This window comes from Streptomyces sp. CRN 30, from assembly GCF_034105845.1.
On the sequence record NZ_JAVRHI010000383.1, the window covers coordinates 1 to 18,793 of the forward strand.

The 18,793-nt window shown below is 74.4% G+C and carries 18 protein-coding genes; 9 read left to right on the forward strand and 9 right to left on the reverse strand.

Annotated features, from left to right (window positions below; genetic code table 11):
- Positions 1 to 42: 42 nt before the first annotated feature.
- The 3 genes from UW392_RS41385 to UW392_RS41395 all read left to right on the forward strand — a co-directional run bounded on the left by UW392_RS41385 (position 43) and on the right by UW392_RS41395 (position 3,122).
- The gene (locus tag UW392_RS41385; RefSeq protein WP_320780436.1) at positions 43 to 708 is read left to right on the forward strand and encodes an HAD family hydrolase; all 666 of its coding nucleotides are present in this window, start codon (positions 43 to 45) and stop codon (positions 706 to 708) included.
- 110 nt (positions 709 to 818) lie between these two features.
- A complete protein-coding gene (locus UW392_RS41390) occupies positions 819 to 1,991 on the forward strand; it encodes an FUSC family protein (protein WP_320780437.1) in 1,173 nt (390 codons plus the stop codon).
- Between the two features lie 102 nt (positions 1,992 to 2,093).
- Positions 2,094 to 3,122, forward strand: coding sequence for an NAD-dependent epimerase/dehydratase family protein (locus UW392_RS41395; RefSeq protein WP_320780438.1), 1,029 nt, complete (start codon positions 2,094 to 2,096; stop codon positions 3,120 to 3,122).
- 103 nt (positions 3,123 to 3,225) lie between these two features.
- Here the strand turns inward: UW392_RS41395 and UW392_RS41400 are convergent, their stop codons facing one another.
- On the reverse strand, positions 3,226 to 3,504 hold the full coding sequence (locus tag UW392_RS41400; protein WP_320780439.1) for a hypothetical protein: 279 nt from the start codon (positions 3,502 to 3,504) through the stop codon (positions 3,226 to 3,228).
- 137 nt (positions 3,505 to 3,641) lie between these two features.
- On the opposite strand from UW392_RS41400, the gene UW392_RS41405 reads away from it, so the two are divergent.
- Positions 3,642 to 3,905: a hypothetical protein gene (locus UW392_RS41405; protein WP_320780440.1), complete on the forward strand. Its 264-nt coding sequence runs from the start codon at positions 3,642 to 3,644 to the stop codon at positions 3,903 to 3,905.
- Here UW392_RS41405 and UW392_RS41410 read toward each other — a convergent pair.
- Positions 3,881 to 5,737 (reverse strand): P-loop ATPase, Sll1717 family, encoded by a 1,857-nt coding sequence (locus UW392_RS41410; RefSeq protein ID WP_320780441.1) that lies wholly within the window; start codon positions 5,735 to 5,737, stop codon positions 3,881 to 3,883. The two genes, UW392_RS41405 and UW392_RS41410, sit on opposite strands and share 25 nt — an antisense overlap.
- A 173-nt stretch (positions 5,738 to 5,910) precedes the next feature.
- On the opposite strand from UW392_RS41410, the gene UW392_RS41415 reads away from it, so the two are divergent.
- The 4 genes from UW392_RS41415 (at position 5,911) to UW392_RS41430 (ending at position 10,425) form a co-directional block, all read left to right on the forward strand.
- Positions 5,911 to 6,405 (forward strand): FBP domain-containing protein, encoded by a 495-nt coding sequence (locus tag UW392_RS41415; protein ID WP_320780442.1) that lies wholly within the window; start codon positions 5,911 to 5,913, stop codon positions 6,403 to 6,405.
- A 204-nt stretch (positions 6,406 to 6,609) separates the two neighbouring features.
- On the forward strand, positions 6,610 to 7,881 hold the full coding sequence (locus tag UW392_RS41420; RefSeq protein WP_320780443.1) for an FUSC family protein: 1,272 nt from the start codon (positions 6,610 to 6,612) through the stop codon (positions 7,879 to 7,881).
- A 75-nt stretch (positions 7,882 to 7,956) separates the two neighbouring features.
- Positions 7,957 to 9,030: a hypothetical protein gene (locus UW392_RS41425; protein WP_320780444.1), complete on the forward strand. Its 1,074-nt coding sequence runs from the start codon at positions 7,957 to 7,959 to the stop codon at positions 9,028 to 9,030.
- 156 nt (positions 9,031 to 9,186) lie between these two features.
- The gene (locus tag UW392_RS41430; protein ID WP_320780445.1) at positions 9,187 to 10,425 is read left to right on the forward strand and encodes a lactonase family protein; all 1,239 of its coding nucleotides are present in this window, start codon (positions 9,187 to 9,189) and stop codon (positions 10,423 to 10,425) included.
- Here UW392_RS41430 and UW392_RS41435 read toward each other — a convergent pair.
- Entirely contained in the window at positions 10,393 to 11,142 is a 750-nt protein-coding gene (locus UW392_RS41435; RefSeq protein WP_320780446.1) for a DUF2470 domain-containing protein, read from the reverse strand. The genes UW392_RS41430 and UW392_RS41435 overlap by 33 nt on opposite strands.
- A gap of 156 nt (positions 11,143 to 11,298) precedes the next feature.
- Between UW392_RS41435 and UW392_RS41440 the strand changes: the two genes are divergently transcribed.
- Positions 11,299 to 12,831 (forward strand): cytochrome P450, encoded by a 1,533-nt coding sequence (locus UW392_RS41440; protein ID WP_320780447.1) that lies wholly within the window; start codon positions 11,299 to 11,301, stop codon positions 12,829 to 12,831.
- Here UW392_RS41440 and UW392_RS41445 read toward each other — a convergent pair.
- The 6 genes from UW392_RS41445 to UW392_RS41470 form a co-directional block, all read right to left on the reverse strand.
- Complete coding sequence (locus UW392_RS41445; RefSeq protein ID WP_320780448.1) at positions 12,793 to 13,623, reverse strand: pentapeptide repeat-containing protein; 831 nt, start codon at positions 13,621 to 13,623, stop codon at positions 12,793 to 12,795. The two genes, UW392_RS41440 and UW392_RS41445, sit on opposite strands and share 39 nt — an antisense overlap.
- A gap of 44 nt (positions 13,624 to 13,667) precedes the next feature.
- Entirely contained in the window at positions 13,668 to 14,417 is a 750-nt protein-coding gene (locus UW392_RS41450; RefSeq protein WP_320780449.1) for a PIG-L deacetylase family protein, read from the reverse strand.
- 59 nt (positions 14,418 to 14,476) lie between these two features.
- Positions 14,477 to 15,778, reverse strand: a complete 1,302-nt coding sequence (locus UW392_RS41455; RefSeq protein ID WP_320780450.1) for an alpha/beta fold hydrolase — start codon at positions 15,776 to 15,778, stop codon at positions 14,477 to 14,479.
- 120 nt (positions 15,779 to 15,898) lie between these two features.
- Positions 15,899 to 16,924, reverse strand: a complete 1,026-nt coding sequence (locus UW392_RS41460; RefSeq protein ID WP_320780451.1) for a LacI family DNA-binding transcriptional regulator — start codon at positions 16,922 to 16,924, stop codon at positions 15,899 to 15,901.
- A gap of 71 nt (positions 16,925 to 16,995) precedes the next feature.
- Positions 16,996 to 18,423 carry a BNR repeat-containing protein gene (locus tag UW392_RS41465; RefSeq protein ID WP_320780452.1) on the reverse strand — a complete coding sequence of 476 codons (1,428 nt, stop codon included), beginning with the start codon at positions 18,421 to 18,423 and terminating at the stop codon, positions 16,996 to 16,998.
- Positions 18,424 to 18,468: 45 nt separating this feature from the next.
- Positions 18,469 to 18,789 carry an L-rhamnose mutarotase gene (locus UW392_RS41470; RefSeq protein WP_320780453.1) on the reverse strand — a complete coding sequence of 107 codons (321 nt, stop codon included), beginning with the start codon at positions 18,787 to 18,789 and terminating at the stop codon, positions 18,469 to 18,471.
- Between the last annotated feature and the right edge of the window lie 4 nt (positions 18,790 to 18,793).

The following is an 18,793-nucleotide window of genomic DNA, read 5'->3' on the forward strand; positions in this document are numbered from 1 at the left end:
CCCCCCCCCCCCCCCCCCCCGTCCGGAGAAGGAGAGGCGCACATGGTCAGGGCAGCCGTGTTCGACGTCGACGGCACGCTCGTCGACACCAACCACCTGCATGTGACGACCTGGTGGGAGGCGTTCCGCCAGGCCGGCCACCAGGTGCCGATGCACGCCGTGCACCGGTCGATCGGCCTCGCCGGCCACGATCTGATCGCCCACCTGCTGGGCGACGACCGGGACCCGGGGCAGGACGACGGGCTCGACGCCGCCCACAAGGCCCTGTACGGCACGTACTTCGACCGGCTGCCTCCCCTGTCGGGCGCCGCCGCGCTGCTGCGGCGCCTCGACCGCGACGGCTGGACCGTGGTGCTCGCCACCTCGGCCGGCGGACCGGAGCTGGCCGCGCTGCGCCGCGCGATCGACGCCGACGACGCCATCGCGGCCACCGCCTCCGCCGACGACGTGAGCGCGGGCAAGCCGGCGCCCGAACCGGTCGAGCGCGCCCTGGACACGGTCGGGGCCGCAGCCGAGCACGCGGTCCTCGTCGGTGACACGGTGTGGGACATGCGGGCGGGCAGCCGGGCCGGAGTGCGCTGCGTGGGGCTGCTGTGCGGCGGCATCCCGCGCGCCGACCTGGAGGAGGCGGGCGCCCGGGCGGTCTACCGGGACCCGGCGCAGCTGCTGGCGTCGCTGGCGGAGAGCCCGCTGGCCGGGGTCGTCTGACGGCCGCTCCTGCCCCTGCCCCGGGGGCGGCCCTCCCACCGGGCCCCGGCAGTGGCGTTTCCCACACCGGCGGCCGTGTGACCTGCCGCACCGTGGGACACCCGCTCCGCATGAGCACCTCCCTGCCCCAGTTCCTGCGCACCGAGACCCAGGCCCTGACCTCCGCCGCGCGCAATGCGCTGCGCGGCACCGGCCGGGAACGCGATCTCGTCGTGCAGTCGCTGAAGGCGGCCGCCGCCGCGCTGATCGCCTGGGTCATCGCGCACGAGGTGCTCCACGACCCGATGGCGCTGATGGCGCCGTGGGTGGCGGTCGTCCTGGTGCAGGCGACCGTCTACAGCTCGCTGCGGCAGGGTGCCCAGCAGTTCGCGGCGATCTGCGTGGGCGCGCTGATCGCCGCGGCCTCGCAGGCGCTCACCGGCGGGAACGTCGTGGGCGCCCTCGCCGTGTGCATGCCCGTGCTGATGCTCCTGAGCAACTGGCACCGCTTCGGCGACCAGGGCGTCTACGCCGCCACGACGGCGCTGTTCACGCTGACCATGGACCCGGTCACGCTGTCGGCGGTCGGTCACCGGCTGGGGCAGGCGGCGCTCGGCGCGGTGATCGGCATCGGGGTCAACGCGCTCGTCTTCCCCCCGATCCACCTGCGGGACGTACGGGAGAACCTGGCGGGCCTCGCCCGCCAGACGGGAGACACCCTGCGCTCCGTGGCGGAGGGCCTGCGGGGCGAGTGGGACGCGTCGACCGTCGCGGAGTGGTCGAGCGCCGCCGGGCGCCTCGAACGCCGGCTCGACGGGCTGGTCTCGGCCCGCGGGTGGAGCGAGGAGAGCCTGCGGCTGACCGTGAGCTGGCTGAGCAAGGTGCACCGTGTGCCGCTGGACGTGCCGCCCGTCGAGGAGGACGAACGCTGGAGCCGGGTCACCGGTCACGTCAGGGCGCTGACGCGGGCGCTGGCCGTCGCGGCCGACGCCGACCGTACGCCGGGCCCGCCCGACGTCCCGGCGCTGCACACGTACGCCCGACTCCTGGAGCTGATCGGCGACTCCTGCCACGCGGAGGCCCGGTGCATCGAGCGGGGCGTGGACGGCGGGTCCGAGTGCCTGGACGAGAAGGCGCTGGCCACCATGGACGAGCTGCACGAGGAGCTCCAGACCCGGCTGCGGGAGCAGGCCGGCCAGGGTGCCGCGCCGACCGCCGTGCTGGGCACGCTGCTGCTCCAGGCGGAGAACCTGTGGGCCGAGACGGTGCGCCCCGGCCGTGACGGCGCCGAGGCCGGGAGCTGACCACCGGACGGTGGCCGGAACTCCCGGTGCCGTCGCCTTCCGTCGCGTGCATGCTCCGAGGCATGGGTACTCGCTCCCTCCCCATCCGAGAGGAGACCAGCGGTGAGCACTGAATCCGGCCGCAGGGTCGTCGTCACCGGCGCCACCGGCAACGTGGGCACCAGCCTCGTACGTGCCCTCGCGGAGGACACCCACGTCGCGTCCGTGCGGGGGCTGGCCCGGCGCATCCCCGAGTGGTTCCCCGCCAAGACCGAGTGGTCGGCGGTGGACCTCGCGAGGGAGGACACCGACCTCGTCCGGGAGTTCGAGGGTGCCGACGCCGTCGTGCACCTCGCCTGGGCCTTCCAGCCCACCCACGACCCGGCCGTCACCTGGCGCACCAACGTGCTCGGCAGCATCCGCGTCTTCGAGGCCGTCGCCGCCGCGAAGGTGCCGGCGCTGGTGCACGCCTCGTCGGTCGGCGCCTACTCACCGGGCCCCAAGGACCGCGCGGTGGACGAGTCGTGGCCCACGCACGGCTGGCCCGGCGCCGCGTACACCCGGGAGAAGGCGTACCTGGAGCGCGCCCTGGACTCCTTCCAGCGCGAGCACCCGGGAACCCGCGTGGTGCGGATGCGGCCCGCGTTCCTGTTCAAGAAGGAGTCGGCGAGCGAGCAGCGGCGCATCTTCGGCGGCAAGTTCCTGCCCGGGCCGCTGCTCCGCCCCGATCTGCTGCCGGTGCTGCCCGACATCCCGGGACTCCGGGTGCAGGCCCTGCACACGGACGACGCGGCCCACGCGTACCGGCTCGCGGTGCACGGTGAGGCGCACGGCGCGTACAACCTCGCGGCGGAGCCGCCGGTCGACGCGGCCGTGCTGAGCGAGCTGCTGAAGGCCCGAACGGTACGGCTGCCCCGGGTGGCCGCGCGGTCGGCGATCGCCGCGGCCTGGGGGCTGCACCTGCTGCCGGCCTCGCCGCAGCTCTTCGACGCCGTGCTGCGGCTGCCGCTGATGGACTGCTCGCGCGCCCGGGACGAGCTCGGCTGGCGGCCCGAGCGCACGGCGCTGGAGGTGCTGCAGGAGTTCCTCGTCGGACTGCGCCGCGGGGACGGCGCGGACACGGAGCCGCTGCGGGGGCGGAAGGTGGGCTGAGGGGCCGACACGCGCGCGGTCCGGGTCCGTCGGACGTCTCCGGTGGAGTACGTCCGACGGACCCGGACCGCGGGGGTCGGGCGCGGGGGTCGGGCGCGCGGGATCAGGCCGGTGACTCGTCCGGCACCGGGTGCTCGGAGTGGGGGCTGCCCGGCTGCGGGGCGCCCTGGCGGCCGGTCCCCGCCTCGTCGGTGTCGGGCATCTCCGGGTCGGGGGCTCCGGCGTCCCCCCGGGCCGCGTCACCGCCGTCGTCCTCGTCACGGTCGCCGCTCGGGGTGACGACCTCCCACGGGTCCTCGCCCCCCTGCGCCTGCTGGTCCGGCATGTCCCGCGGGATCGGCTCCCCGTTCTCGCCGGGGCTTCCCGGCCGGTACTCGGTCACGTCGTGCTCCCTCCATGTCACGGCGGGGCGCGGGTACCTCGGTCGGGGAGGGGCGAAACCACGGCCGTCGACCGGTGCCACTGCCGGGCGCCGGCCACCCGGATGCGTCGGCGGACGATCCGGCCGATCCTGGGAGCATGACCGACCAGCGCCCCGTGACCGTCTCCCCGCCCTCGCCGACCGGCGGCCGGCGCGTGCGCGCCGACGGTGAGGTCCTCGGCCTGGCGTACGACGTGGGGGACCTCGTGGAGTTCCTCCGCCGCGCCGGTCTGGAGATCGACGCCGAGGACACGGCCACCTCCCCGCTCATCGACTGGCACGGCGTCGGGCCCGAGTACTGGGGTCCCGAGACCCGTTACCGGGACGAGTCAGCACGTCAGCCCGAGGAGCGGGACCCGTAGCCGCTCCCCGCCGCGCCGCCCGCCGCGCGGAGCAGGGCGCCGGCCTCGTCGTCGAGGCGCCGGGTGACCGGGGCGCCGGGGAAGCCGGCGTCACGGAGGTCGCCGGCCAGGTGGCGCAGGCTGCGGCCGGCGAACCGGACGTGCGTGTGCACCTCGATGAGGCTGCCGCCCTCCGCGAGGCGGCGTTCCTCCTCGGCCTGGCGCATGAGGGTCTCCACGCGGGCGCGGGTCCGGTCGAGGACGGGGCGCGGCAGGGTCGACCGTCCCATCTGCCGCAGTATCCGCGCACAGGCCTCGGTGACCTCGTCCAGCAGCTGTACGTCCCGGTTGACCGTCAGCCGTTGCCCCGAGAGGAGGCTGTTCAGGGCGGGGCGGAAGCACGGGTGGACGTGGAACTCGTCCTCCCCCGGTCCCGGCGGTGCCTGGATGCCGCCCGTGTAGACGACGTCGTCGCCGCGCCGCACCCCGAGGAAGCCCGTTCCGTACAGCACGTCGATCACGCCCTGCGGGGTCAGGCTCTGGGTGTAGTCGGGGAAGTCCCGGTGCAGGGTCCGCTTGCGGATCTCGAAGCGGCTCTCCAGGTCGCGGCGGGTGACGACGTAACCGGTGTTCTCGAACATCGCGAACAGCGACCGCAGGAAGGGGCGGTTGACCAGGTACTCCGTGGCCAGGTCCTGGAGCTTCCAGCGGGAGAAGCGCTCGGTGGCGGCGAGCACGTCGTCCTCCGTGATGACGGGTCCGCCCCGCTCGTGCGCCACGCTCCGGCAGGCGTTGAGGAACTGGATGGCGTCCCGCGGGCGCGGCAGGGCGCGCCGGAAGAGGTACTCCGGGGTGGGCTCCCCCAGGACCTGCGGCGGGAACAGCTGTTCCCACAGTTGCTGTTCGGTGAGCTCGGTACCGAGGGAGGCGCGGGCCCGGGTGAGGGCGATGTCCTTGAGGCCGTCGCGGGTCCAGCTGATGCGGATCTCGTCGCTGTGGAACTTGTCCCCGTCCCCGAAGTCGAGGGTGTCGTAGATGTCGGCCCGCAGGAACAGGGCGGTCCGTACCGGTGTGCCGTAGCGTCCCGTCACGTGCTTGGCGGCCAGCAGCAGCCCGGCGACCAGCGCGTGGCTGTCCGCGTCGACGGTCCACACCTGTTCGAGCTGGTCGACCAGGAAGAGCAGCGGCGGGTGCCGTTCGGTGCAGCCCAGGGCGGTGAAGGCGGCGGCCACCCAGTCCTCCAGGACGTCCAGCTGGCGGCTGGCGCCCGCCCCCTCGGAGCCACCACCGACCCCGACGGCCGCCTCGACCATCCCGAACGCCTTGAGGGAAAGGGTGGCGGACTGCAGCCGGCTCGCCCCGCGGTGCACCCGGTCGTAGAGGCGGGCGTCGTCGGACTCGCCGTTCGCGCGCAGGAAGGCGCGCAGGGCGCGGACGGGTGGCGGCAGCCGGCGCAGGCGCGGGAAGCGACGGCGGCGGTGCTCGGTGCGCGCGTGGGCGGTCAGGTGGCGTGCCGCGTGGACGGCGAAGACGTACCGCCAGATCAGGGACTTGGCGGTGTCGGCGCCGACGCCCTGGAGTTCGAAGCGCCGGATCTCGTCGCCCGCGGCGTCGTCGGGGGTGATCAGGACGGTGGCCCCGGGGTGGCCGCCCGGGGCGGCCAGCCGGCGGCAGATGGCGCTCTTGCCCGCCCCCTTGCGGCCGATGATCAGGGACTTGCGGCCCGTGAGCACCTCGTCGTAGGCGTAGTTGGGCCGGAAGACGGCGCCTCTCAGCAGGCCGTCCCTGAGGTCGTTCTCCGCGTCGTCACGTCCGAAGAACAACTGGCTGACCGGACCGACATCCCGCACCACGAGCCCCCCTGACCCCTGGCCATCCCACCGGCAGTTACCCAGGGTAGACCAGCCCGGTGGGAAATGCAGTGGCCCGGCGCCGGTCCCGCTTCCTACCCTGGCCGGGCCCGTTCTCCCGCTATCCCGTTCTCCCCCGACAGCCCGCTCTCCCGTCGTTCCAGAAGGACCAGGCCATGAGGTCGCTCACCGAGCAGAACATCCGCAACTCGTTCATCAACTGCTCCAAGGGGGAGGCGAAACGGCTGGCGATCCCCCGTGACCTCGACGAACGCCCCTGGGACGAGCTCGACTTCCTCGGCTGGCGCGACCCCGGCGCGCCCGACCGCAGCTACCTCGTCACCGAGCGGGGCGGCGAACTCGTCGGGGTCACGCTGCGCTTCCCGTCCGTCAAGCGCGGCCTGCTGCACCGCAGCCTGTGCTCGCTCTGTCTGACCACCCACCCGGGCAGCGGGGTCTCCCTGATGACGGCCCGCAAGGCGGGCGCCGCCGGCCGCGAGGGCAACTCCGTCGGCCTGTACATGTGCACCGACCTCGCCTGCTCGCTGTACGTACGCGGCAGGAAGACGCCCGGGTCCGGCGGCCGCTTCGAGGAGACCCTCACCCAGGAGGAGCAGATCGCGCGGACCGTCGGCAACCTGTCCGCGTTCCTGGACAAGCTGTACGCCTGAACCGGCACCCTGTCCGGCCCGCACGCCACCACCGGCACCCCGGCCGCCCCACGCGTCACCACCGCCCCCGGGGCCCCCTCGGTCTCCTCCGTCCGTGCCTCCCCTGCCATCCCGTGAGGACCGCTTAGGCTCACAGCCGAAAGGGTCACGTCCTCATCCCGGTGAGGACGTATCGCAGGCGGTGGAAGGGGAACGAGCGCAAGGATGCGAGACGTACGTGACGTGTGGGACGCGATGGCCGGTCGGATCGCCAAGTGGCGGCAGGAACCCGATGTCGTGCAGGCGGTGCGCGCGACGGCGGCGGCGACGGTGGCGTACGTGGTCGCGGTGCGGCTCAGCCCCGAGGCGGCGCCCCTGACGGCACCGCTGACCGCGCTCCTGGTCGTACAGGTCACCCTCTACGGCACGCTCACGATGACGATCAGCCGGGTCAACGCGGTGGTCACCGGCGTCCTCATCGCCATCGGCTTCAGCGTCCTGGTGGGCCTCACCTGGTGGAGCCTCGGCCTGATCATCCTGGTGTCGCTGGGCGTCGGCCACCTGGTGCGGGCCGGTGCCTTCCTGGCCGAGACCGCGATCAGCGCCATGCTCGTGCTCGGTGTCACCCAGGTCGGGGACACGGCGTGGGCCCGGGTGCTGGAGACCCTGATCGGCGCCCTCGTCGGGCTCGCCTTCAACGTGCTGGTCACACCGCCGGTGTGGATCGACGCGGCCGGCCAGTCCATCGAGGACCTGGCGCGCCGGATGCGGCAGTTGATGCTGCGGGTGGGCGAGGAGGCCGCGGGGCGCATGCCCGTCGAGCACGCCGCCGAGCGGCTGCACGAGGCGCGCGAACTGGACCACGACATCGTCGAGGTGGACGCGGACCTCCGGCAGGCCGAGGACAGCCTGAAGCTCAACCCCCGGGTCCGGGAGGGCCTGCTGCACCGGATCGTGCTGCGCACCGGCCTCGACACGCTGGAGATCTGCACCGTGGTGCTGCGGGTGCTGGCCCGCACCCTCACCGACCTGTCCAAGGCGCGCTACCCGAAGCCGCTGTTCGAGCCGGAGACGGGCGCGGCCCTGGAGCAGCTCCTCGCCGAGATCGGGGACGCCGTGGTGAGCTTCGCGGTGCTGGTCACCACGGACGTCTCCCACAGCGCCGAGTCCGCCGAGGCCCGGCTGACCGCCGAGCTCACCGCGGCGGCCGCGACCCGCGACAAGCTCGCCCACCTGCTGCAGCAGGAGGCCAGGGACGACCCGCACCTGTGGCAGCTGCGGGGCGCGGTCCTCACCGAGGTCAACCGCGTCCTGGACGAGCTCGACACCGAGCACCGCTCCCGCCGGCTGCTGGAGGAGCTCGACCGCGGCACCCGTGAGGCGCGCGAGCGCCGGCCGCGCCTGACCCGCCTGCACGACCGGCTGCGCGGCGCCCGCCGGTCGTTGCGGAACCGGTCCCCCCGCGACAGGCGTGACAAGGAACGCTCGGGGGTCTGAGGGGCCGGTACGACGGTACGGTCGGGACCCGGTCCCCGGCAGGAGGACGACACCACGACAGCGAGGAGCGCACCCATGGCCGACGGCACCGTGCGGATCGACGGCACCACCCTGCGGCTGCCGGGCGGCGTGCGGGTGAGGTTCGTCCGCACCCTGCGCCTGCCCGAGGCGGGCACCCACCAGCTGCCCCCGGGGCTCGGCGACTTCCCCGTGCGCCGGGTCGAGGACCACGCGGACACGGTGCCCGAGCGGATGCGGGCGCGCGGCGGGGTGCTGCTCCCGGTCTACCTGCGCGAGGCCATGTGGCTGCACTTCGGGGGCACGACGGAGCCGGCCGCCCTGCAGGTGGGTGTCGGCAAGGTGTGCGCCGTGTCCGGGAAGCCGTGGAGCGACCGGCTCACCCGGGACCCGCAGAACTACGTGGCGCTGCCCCGCCAGCCCTGGCTCGACGGCATCAACTCCGGTGACGGCACGGTCCGCCAGTTCGTGGCGGTGCCGCTCGGCATGGGCGCCACGGTGGAGGGCCAGGTGACCGGCGAGGAGGTGTGGGGCGGCGTACAGCTGCAGTCGTTCCCGCTGCGGGAGGAGCGGCTGGAGGAGTGGCGCCGGGCGCAGCGGGTCCTGGCGCAGGGGACACGGCACCCGCTCGGGGCGCTGCCGCAGGGCGGGTACGGTGCGCCGCCGCCCGCGGCGGGTGCCGCGTACCCCATGGCCGCTCCCGCCCCGGGCGGCGCCCCGGTCCGGGCGGGCGCGGCTCCGCGGGCGGCCGCCGCGATGGGACTGGGTGTCGGCGGCTCCATGCGCCAGGAGGTGTACAGGGACGAGCGGCCGCTGGGCGACTGGGCCGGGGAACCGGCCGGCCGGGTCTTCGTGCACCTGGTCACGCCGCCCGAGTGGCGGCGCATCACCGGCGAGGAGCCGCCCCCGTCGCCGGTCGACCGCGCCGCGTACACCCGGGCCGGGCTGCCCTGGTTCGACTACTACGACCAGGACGGCGAGGATCTCGCGCCCACGGACACGCTCGGTGCGGTGAAGCCGGTCGGCGACTGGCTCGGTGACGACGACGCGCCCTGGCAGGAGCCCTCCCCGCACCAGGTGAAACCGCTGGGGGACGCGCCGGGCGAGCCGGTGGGCGACGGCGACTGGTGAGGACGGCGGGAGGGCGGGGCGGGTGGCGCCGGTGGCGCGACACCCGCCCCGCCCTCTTTGCGCCGTGGGCACCGTGGACGCCAGAGTGGATCACCTGGATCACCGGTGGGACGACACGACCGGGACCGGTGGCCTTCGAGGATCCGAGGTGCGGACATGACGAGTGACCCGGTGGGCGGCCGACGCGGCTGGAGCAGGCGCGGATTCGTCCGGGCGGCCTGGGCCGCGGCCCTTCCGGTGGCGGCGGGTTGCGGCGACCCGTCCCCGGCCGACGGCTCCGAGCGGTCGGCCGCCTCCGGGAGCCCCTCCTCGTCGCCCGCCGGGGAGGCCGCGCGGAAGGCCTCGCCCACCCCGCTGCCCACCGCGCCCCGCCCGCTGTACCTCGGCACGTACGCCCCGGCTCAGGGCGGCGGCGAGGGCATCGGCGTGGCGACGTACGAGCCGGGGACCGGGCGGATCACCGGGGACGGCACCATCGGCGGGGTCGGCGATCCGTCCTACCTGGCGGTGCACCCGGACGGGCGGACGCTGTACGCCGTCGACGAGCGGGACGAGGGCGGGGTCACGGCCGTGCGCCTCTCCGACCGGCGGGTGCTCGGCACCCGGAGCACCGGCGGGGCGGCGCCCTGCCAGCTGTCCGTGCACCCGGGCGGGCGCTGGCTGCTGAGCGCGAACTACGGCTCGGGCAGTGTGGCCGTGCACCCCGTCGACCCCGCGTCCGGCGCCCTCGGGGAGCGCACGGCCCTCATCGCGCACGACAGTCCGGCGCCCGGTCCGGGCCAGGACGGGCCGCACGCGCACCAGATCGTCACCAGCCCCGACGGCGGTCACGTCCTCGCCGTGGACCTGGGCACGGACACCGTGTACACCTACCGTCTGGACACCGCGAAGGGCACGCTGACGGAGGTGTCACGGGCCTCGACGCGGGCCGGGGCGGGGCCGCGGCACCTCACCTTCCACCCCGGCGGCCGGTACGCGTACCTGGCGTGCGAGCTCGACGACACGGTGGTGGTGTGCCGTTACGACCCGGACAGCGGCCGGCTGACGCCGGGTGACCCGCAGTCCACCGGGACGGGTTCCGGCACCAGTTATCCGGCGCAGCTGCTGGTCACGGCGGACGGGGCGTACGCCTTCCTCGCCAACCGCGGCCACGACAGCCTGACCCGGTACGGGGTCGAGGCCGGCGGGGCGCGGCTGAGGCTGCTGGACACGGTGCCGGTGGGCGGGGAGTTCCCGCGTCAGATCGCCTTCTCCCCCGACGGGCGGCTGCTCTTCGCCGCCCTGCAGCGCTCGGGCGCGGTCAGCGTGTTCCACGTGGACGGCGCGAGCGGTGAACTGCGGAGTGCGGGGCGGCCGTTCCCCTCACCCGTCGCCGTCTGTGCGCTGCCGCTGTAGGGCGCGCGGCCGTGTGGCGGCACCGGCCTGGGCGAGCAGGACGTGCATGCGTTCGGTGAGCTGCCCGAGGTCGTCGGCGGGCCGGTGGAACGGCAGCCGTACGTCGCCGTGGCCGCGCGCCCGCTCGATCCGCAGGGTGAGGCCGTGCCGGTCGACCGCGAGGGGCTGGACGAGGACGGCGCCGTGCAGGCTGTCGGGCTCGACCAGGCGGGTGAGGCGCTCGACGGCGTCGGGGTGGGCCCCGGCGAGATGGCTGAGCAGCTGGAACTCGGCCGTGGCGAGCCGGTCGGGCGCGGCCTGCGCGTACTCGTCGAGGTCGACGACGACCGTGCCGGACGGCTCGCGCAGCACGACCCTGGTGGGCCGGAACACGAGTTGCCCGGACTCGTCCCCGGCGTCCTCGGCGTCTGCGGGAGCGAACCAGCCGGCGATCCAGAGCCGGGCGCGGATCCGGTTGCGCACGGGCACGGGCGCCACGTCGGCGAACTCCAGCACCGCGGAGGGCTCGCCGCGCGGCGCGCAGATCGCGGCCGCGACGAGCGCGCTGTCCTCCGGCACGGTGAGGAGCACCCGGCCGTCCCCGGCGACGGTGTGCGCACCGACGAGCTCCTCCCGGCCGCCCTCCGCGGTCACCGCGCAGGACCATGCCGCGGCGAGCACCGAGCGGGCACGCTCCGCCGCGGACGGCGCTGCCGTCCAGGTGTGACGGTCACCCATCCCAAACCTCCCTTAGGTAAGCCTCACCTAACTTATCGGAGATCGAGTTGTACGCCAACCGCCTTCCGGTAAACCCCGTTCCACTTCCCGGCCATTGACACGGGTTCGACGGGGGAACGAGGCTGTGACCGTCGGTAACCCGAGGGAGTTGACGTCATGGCGGAGTCGGCACAGGGCACCGCCCCGGTGGACCGGGGGTTCCGCAGCGCGGAACTGGGCTGGCCGGAGCTGCACCGCATCCCGCATCCGCCGTACCGGCTGCCCGTGGTCGGGGACCTGGTGGGCGCCGGGCCCCGGACGCCCGTGCAGGACTCCCTGCGGTTCGGGCGGCGGCTCGGGCCGATCTTCCGGCGCCGGGCGTTCGGCAAGGAGGTCGTCTTCGTCGGCGGCGCGGCCCTCGCGGCCGACCTGTCGGACGAGGGGCGCTTCGCCAAGCACGTCGGCCTGGGCATCGCCGCCCTGCGGCCGATCGCCGGGGACGGACTGTTCACCGCCTACAACGACGAGCCCGACTGGCAGCTCGCGCACGACGTCCTCGCCCCGGGCTTCGGCCGGGAGGCCATGGCGGGTTACCACCCGATGATGCTCGACGTCGCCGAACGGCTGCTGGGCCACTGGGACCGGCGGCGCGGGGCGGGGCGGCCCGTGGACGTGCCCGGGGACATGACGAAGCTGACCCTGGAGACGATCGCCCGGACCGGCTTCGGCCATGACTTCGGCTCCTTCGAACGCGCCCGGCCGCACCCCTTCGTGACCGCGATGGTGGGCACCCTGTCGTTCGCGCAGCGCCGCACCGCCGTGCCGGAGCAACTGGCCCCGCTGCTGCTGCGCCGCGCCGCCCGCCGCAACGAGGCCGACATGGCGTGCCTGAACCGTACGGTCGACGCGGTGGTGGAGGCGCGGCGCGCCTCCCCGGGGACCGGCCGGAGCGGCGACCTGCTCGACCGCATGCTGGACACGGCGCACCCGGAGACCGGTGAGCGGCTGTCCCCGGCCAACGTCCGCCGGCAGGTCATCACCTTCCTGGTCGCCGGGCACGAGACCACCTCGGGCGCGCTGTCGTTCGCCCTGCACTACCTGTCGCGCCACCCGGAGGCCGCCGCGCGCGCCCGCGCCGAGGTCGACCGCGTGTGGGGCACGACGGCCCGGCCCGGCTACGCACAGGTGGCCCGGCTCAGGTACGTACGGCGGGTCCTCGACGAGTCGCTGCGGCTGTGGCCCACGGCACCCGCCTACGCCCGCGAGGCCCTGCACGACACGGTGCTGGGCGGGACGCACCCGATGCGCCGGGGCGCGTGGACGCTGGTCCTCACCGCGATGCTGCACCGGGACACGGAGGTGTGGGGCGCCGACGCCGAGAGCTTCGACCCGGACCGCTTCGACGCCTCGGCCGTACGGGCCCGTCCCCCGCACACCTACAAGCCGTTCGGCACCGGGGCGCGGGCCTGCATCGGGCGCCAGTTCGCGCTGCACGAGGCGACGCTCGTGCTGGGGCTGCTGCTGCGCCGGTACGAGTTCCGGGCGGACCCGGCGTACCGGCTGCGGATCGCGGAGCGGCTGACCCTGATGCCGGAAGGGCTGACGCTGCGGCTGGAACACCGGACCGCTCCCGGCGGCACCGGCGCGGGGGACCCCGGAGGGGCCGGCCCGTCAGCCGCCCGCTGTCCAGTGACCGGGGCGGGTGACTGACGCCGGCAGCCGGGTGCCCGCACTCCCCCGGGCCGCGTTGACCTGCGGCTGGGTCAGGAAGAACGCACCGGTCAGGTCGGCGCCGGAGAGGTCGGCGTCGCGCAGGTCGGCACCGATCAGGTCCGCGCCCCGCAGATCGGCGCCCGTGAGGTCGGCGGCGATCAGGTAGGCCCCGCGCAGATTCGCCTTGCGCAGGTCGGCGCCCTTCAGCCGGGCGCCCATCAGGTCGGCGCCCCGGCGCTCCTTGCGGCGTCCGGCGCCCGCCCGCATCAGCTCACTGACCCGCAGCAGCACCTCGTCGACCCGCTGCCGGTGCGCGGGGACGTCCAGCGCGGCGAGCTGCTCCGGGCTGCCCAGCGTGAGCTCATCGGTCTCCGCCAGCAGCTCACGCGCCCGCTCGTGCACGGGACGGGCGGCGGGCAGGGCCAGCGTCTCGTCCAGGTACCGGAGGAGTTCCTGGAGCTGGCGCACGACGGGGAACACGTCGAACATCCGCCGGGCCTCCGCGGGCGGCGCCGACCGCCAGTCCCGGCCGCCGAAGGTGATCTGGGAGACCTTCTGCCCGGCGCCGAAGCAGTCGTAGACCGTGCAGCCCGGGTAGCCCTTCCGGCGCAGCTCGGTGTGGATGCCGCAGCGGGAGTCCTGCCGGAGGTTGGCACAGGGGCGGCCCGCCGCCTTGTCGGCCGCGAAGTCCGCCGAGGCGGTGAAGGGCAGCGCCACGCAGCACAGGCCGAAGCAGCGTGTGCAGTCGGCGCTCAGCTCCGGGGAGGGGCCGGCGGTCGTCTGTTCCATACCGTCACCCTAACCGGGGCCCGGGTCTCCCCCGGGCCGCCGGCTCAGCGTCCGAACAGCTCGAACGCCACGGCCGGCCTCCCGCCGAAGCGCTCCCCCACGGTGCGGGCGTAGCCGGTGAGGAACTCACGGACGTACGTCTCCGGGTCCTCGTCCTCGTCCGTCAGCGCCTCGATGTACGTGCGGTGTTCCAGCAGGGAGGCCACGGCCCGGTCGAGTCCCGCCGTCGCGTCCACGGCGTGCGTGGGCGTCGGGGAACCGGCGACCGCCACCCAGCGCACCCCGTTCCAGGGCTCCGGGCCTCGTTCGGTGAGCTCCGGGAAGATCCACCGGTTGCCGGCGTCGGCGGCCGCGTCCAGCACCGCGCGTCCGACGGCCACGTGGTCCGGGGTGTTCCAGGCGGCGCCGCCCCAGGTGTCGCGGTGGTTGATCGTGACGACCAGTTCGGGGCGGTGCCGGCGGATCGCGGCCGCGATGTCCCGGCGCAGCGCGGTGCCGTACTCGACCACACCGTCGCGGTGGTCGAGGAACTCCACCTCGCGCACGCCCACCACGGCGGCGCTCGCCCGCTGTTCCCGCTCGCGCAGCGGGCCGCACGTGGCGGGGTCCAGCGTGTCGATGCCGGCCTCGCCGCGCGTCGCGAGGACGTAGGCGACCTCGCGGCCCGCGTCGGTCCAGGCGGCGATCGCCGCCGAGCAGCCGTATTCGAGGTCGTCCGGGTGGGCCACGACGGCGAGGGCGCGCCGCCAGTCCTCGGGCAGGGGTGCCAGCTGGTCGTTGCTCGCAACGGTCATGCCGGGCACCCTAGCCCGCACCGCCGACAGCGGGCCCCTCCGCCGTCGGGCCTCGGCCGTCAGACCTCGTCCCGCACCATCGCCAGCAGCCGGTCCAGGACGCGCGGCCCGCCGGCCCGTACCCCGTCGTGCTCGAACTCGTCCGTCACCCACGTGCGCAGGCCCCGGATCGCGCGAGCGGTCCGGAGGGAGTGCGCCGTGTCGACGTACATGTCGTCGTGGTAGACGGCCGCCGCGACCGGCACCTCGTTGGCGGCGAGCCGCGCCCGGTCGTACAGCGGTGTCCAGCCGGTGCGCGCGGCCAGCGCCTCGGCGGTCTCGCGCAGGGGGCGCAGCGCCGGGTCGGTCTCGAACTGCCAGGGGAACATGGTCTCCCCGGTGAGCGGCAGCGGCCGGCCCTCGGCGAGCGCCTCGGCGGCGTCGAACTGCGGGAACTCGGCGCGGATCCGCTGAGCGGACCAGTTCGTGGGCCGCTCGTCCTGGCCGTAGATGGACTCGTGGACCAGCGCCCACAGCGGGTGGCCCGCGAACGACAGCATGCCCTGGACCTCCTCCTGGAAGGCGTCGGACAGGGCGGGCCCCTGCGGGGTGGGCACGAAGGCGTCCTCCAGCAGGTAGTGCAGCCGGTGGCTCCCCTCGCTGCCGCCGAGCACGTTGCCGAGGGACTGGAACGCCTCCACGGTCAGCCGGTAGCCGTTCGGCAGGACGACCTCGTGGGCCAGCAGGTGCTCGGCGATCCGCCGGGCCCGCTCCACGTCCTGCGGGTAGCGGGCGTAGTGGGCGGCTACCTTGCGCGCGATGCGCGGGTAGGCGGCGCGGTAGACGTCGTCGGCGTGGGCGTCCAGGGAGGGCAGGCCGCCGGTGATGAGGGCGGCGCTCAGCCCCTCGGGCGCCAGGGAGAGGTAGCTGACCGTGCAGAAGCCGCCGAAGCTCTGGCCGAGGGCGGTCCACGGGGCGCCGCCGGTGACCTGGGGGCGGATCGCCTCGCAGTCGCGGACGATGGAGTCGGCGCGGAAGTGCGTGAGGTACTCGGCCTGTTCGGCGGGCCCGCCGCGCAGCGGGAGGGTCTGGCGGTTGGCGGGCGTCGAGGCGCCGGTGCCGCGCTGGTCGAGCAGGAGGACGCGGAAGTCCTGGAGGGCGCGGCCGAGCCAGGCCGGCTTGCCGATGAACCGGTTGGCGCCGAAGCCGGGGCCGCCCTGGAGGTAGACCAGCCACGGCAGGTCCTGGTCCGCCCGGCCGCTCGCGACGACCTCGCGCGCGTAGAGCTCGATCTTCTCCCCGGCCGGGTCGTCGTGGTCGAGGGGCACGGTGAACCGGCGGTCGGTGAGGACGACGCCGGGCTGGCGGTAACTGGCGGTCAACGGAGCTCCTGGGAGTACGGTTTGCGGGCCGTGCCCCAGTTGACCACACGTTCTTCGCCGGGCGGAGCCCGGGATCGGCGGATCTCCGTACGGCCGCCGGGTCGTGCCCGTGCCAGGGGCTCAGCGCGCCGCCAGGCTGGAGCGCCGTACGACCAGCTCCGGCTGGAGGACGACCCGCCGGTGCCGGTGCGCCTTGGCCGGCGTGGGGGTGCCGGTCTCCTCCAGCAGCATCTGAGCGGCGAGGGCGCCCAGGGTGACGGCGGGCTGCCGTACGGAGGTGAGGGGCACGGCCGCGGCGGCGGCGAACTCGATGTCGTCGTAGCCGACGATCGCGAGGTCGTCCGGCACGTCCACGCCGGCCGCGAACATGGCCTGGAGCACGCCGAGCGCGAGCAGGTCGTTGGCGCAGAACACGGCGGTGGGGCGGTCGGCGAGGCCGAGCAGCCGGGCGCCGGCGTCGCGGCCCGCGGCGACGTCGAGCCGCTCGGTGGGCAGCTCGCGCAGGGCCTCGGGGCCGAGACCGGCCTCGGCGAGCGCGTTCAGGGCGCCGGTGCGGCGGTCGCGGACCTGGTTGAGACCGGACGGCCCGCTGACGTACGCGAGGGACCGGTGCCCCGCGTCGATGAGGTGCCGTACGGCGAGCGCGCCGCCCGCCACGTCGTCCACGGAGACCGAGCACTCGGTGGTGCCCTCGGCGACCCGGTCCACCAGGACGAAGGGGATGCCGTGGCGGCGGAACGCCTCGATGTTGCGGCCGGTGGCGTCGGCGGGCGTGAGCAGGACGCCCCGGACGCGCTGCTCGACGAAGAGGGAGAGGTACTCGGCCTCCTCGCCGGGGCTCTGCGCGCTGTTGCAGACCATCACGCCGAGCCCGGCCTCGCGCGCGGCGCGTTCGGCACCGCGCGCGACGTCCACGAAGAAGGGGTTGCCCATGTCGAGGACGAGCAGGCCCATGATGCGGCTGCGGCCGGCCCGCAGCTGGCGGGCGGACTCGCTGCGGACGTAACCGAGCCGGTCGATCGCCGACAGCACGCGCGCGCGGGTCTCGGACGCCACCGTGTCCGGGCGGTTGATGACGTTGGAGACCGTGCCGACGGAGACTCCGGCGGCACGGGCGACGTCCTTGATACCCACCGACTGGGCCATCGGGAAGGAACCTCCGAGGGGGTTGAGGAGCGGCGGGTGCGCCTTCACATTACCGTCAGGACCTCACCCCTTCACGCGGGCAGGGCGAAGTCCAGGACGTGCAGCGCCGAAGGCGTGGTGCCGCTGGACCTCTCCTGGTAGAGGAACGACAGGACGTTGTCCTGTGCGATCCGGGTCTCGTCGACGACGACCTCACCGAAGGCGTTCAGGCCCGCACCGTCGTACAGCAGCCGCCAGTCGGTGTGCCCGGAGGCGCTGGACGCCCCGGCGACGCGGCCGAAGGGCAGGACGGCGTAGGCGTTGTCGTACCGGTCCAGGACCAGCCTGGTGCGCTGGCTGGAGTGGAGCGGGACCGGTATCTCGGTCTTCTGCCAGGCACCGGAGGCGGTCCGGCGGACGTGGAACGCGCGGCCGTTGCGGGTGCGGTCGGCGACGTAGTCCGTGGTGCACTGGCCGAAGCGGCCGGGCACGTAACTGATGAGCGCGTGCGGCCGGCCGGCCGAGTCGGTGGACTGGCTCTCCTGGTTCATCAGGGAGTGGTCGGCGTTGAGGGGGTCGACGACGAGCCCGGGGTCGGTCACGGCGACCCGGACGGTGCCGCCGGTGGTGCCGACGACCGTGCCCGCGCCGTTGCGCCAGGTGCGGCCGCGGTCGTCCGAGTACACGTAGCCGGTGTCGTGGTTGGTGATGCCGCCGCCGCTGCACATCACCGCGTTGTTCTGCTCGCGCCAGGTGAAGAAGGAGTGCAGCCGCCCGTTCCGGTCGTAGTCGATGCCGTGCAGGTACATGTTGCGGACGGTGCTGGAGCCGTGCTCGCTGCTGTACGTGCCCGTCGAGCTGGTCCACTCGCCCAGCGCCCGCCAGGAGGTGCCGTCGTACTCGGCGAGGGCGTTGCGGCCGTTGCCGGAGACGCCGGCCCGGTAGCTCAGCTGGAGCCGGCCCTCGGGCGTGGCGACAAACTGCGGGTAGGTGAACTGCGAGGTGAGCGCGAGGCCGTCGAGGGTGGACTGCGGCGCGCCGAAGCGGCTCGTGGTCCAGCTCAGCCCGGTGGGGTCGTCCAGCAGGCCGGCGACGGACTTGACGTAGGTGAAGCCGTCGCTGTGGGAGTCCATGTTCAGGTGCAGGCGGCCGTCGACGCGGGAGACGCCCATGGAGATGACGTTGTGGGAGTCGTCGTAGCGCAGGGTGTGCCCGACCCGGACGGTGGACCAGGTGCTCGCGCCGAGCGCTCGGCGGCCGATGACGGCGTTGCGGTCGGCGGTGTACCAGGCGGCGTACTGGTGGCCCTTGTGGGTGAGCAGGCCGTTCTTCTGGAAGCTGTTGTTGTTGACCAGGCCGTCGTACGAGACGAAGTAGACGGCCCGGGTGTCGAGCGTGGTGCGGCCGGTGCGGGTGACCGACGGGCCCGGGGCCGCCGCCGCGCGGGCGGTGGCGGCGGCGGGGCCCGGGGCGGCCACGGTGGACAGGAGGGCGGTCGCCAGCAGGGTGCGTCTCTTCATGGGGGGCTCCTGGGCGTACGGGGGGGAAGGGCTCTTTCCGGTGGTTCAGTCGAGGTGGAACACCTCGGTGAGCGGTCTCATGGCCTCGTCGGGGCGGGCGCCGTCCAGCGACTCGAAGAACGGCGCCATCTCCGCCTGCCAGCGGGCGTTGACGTAGGTGGCCTCCATGGCGGCCCGCGCCGCCGCGAAGTCCTCCGTCTCCAGGTAGCCCACCAGCAGGCCGTCCTCGCGCAGGAAGAGCGAGTAGTTGTGCCAGCCGGCGGCCGAGAGCGCCTCACGCATCTCGGCCCACACGGGGTCGTGCCGTTCGCGGTACTCGTCGATCCGGTCCGCGCGGACCTTCAGCAGGAAGCACACACGCTGCATTGCG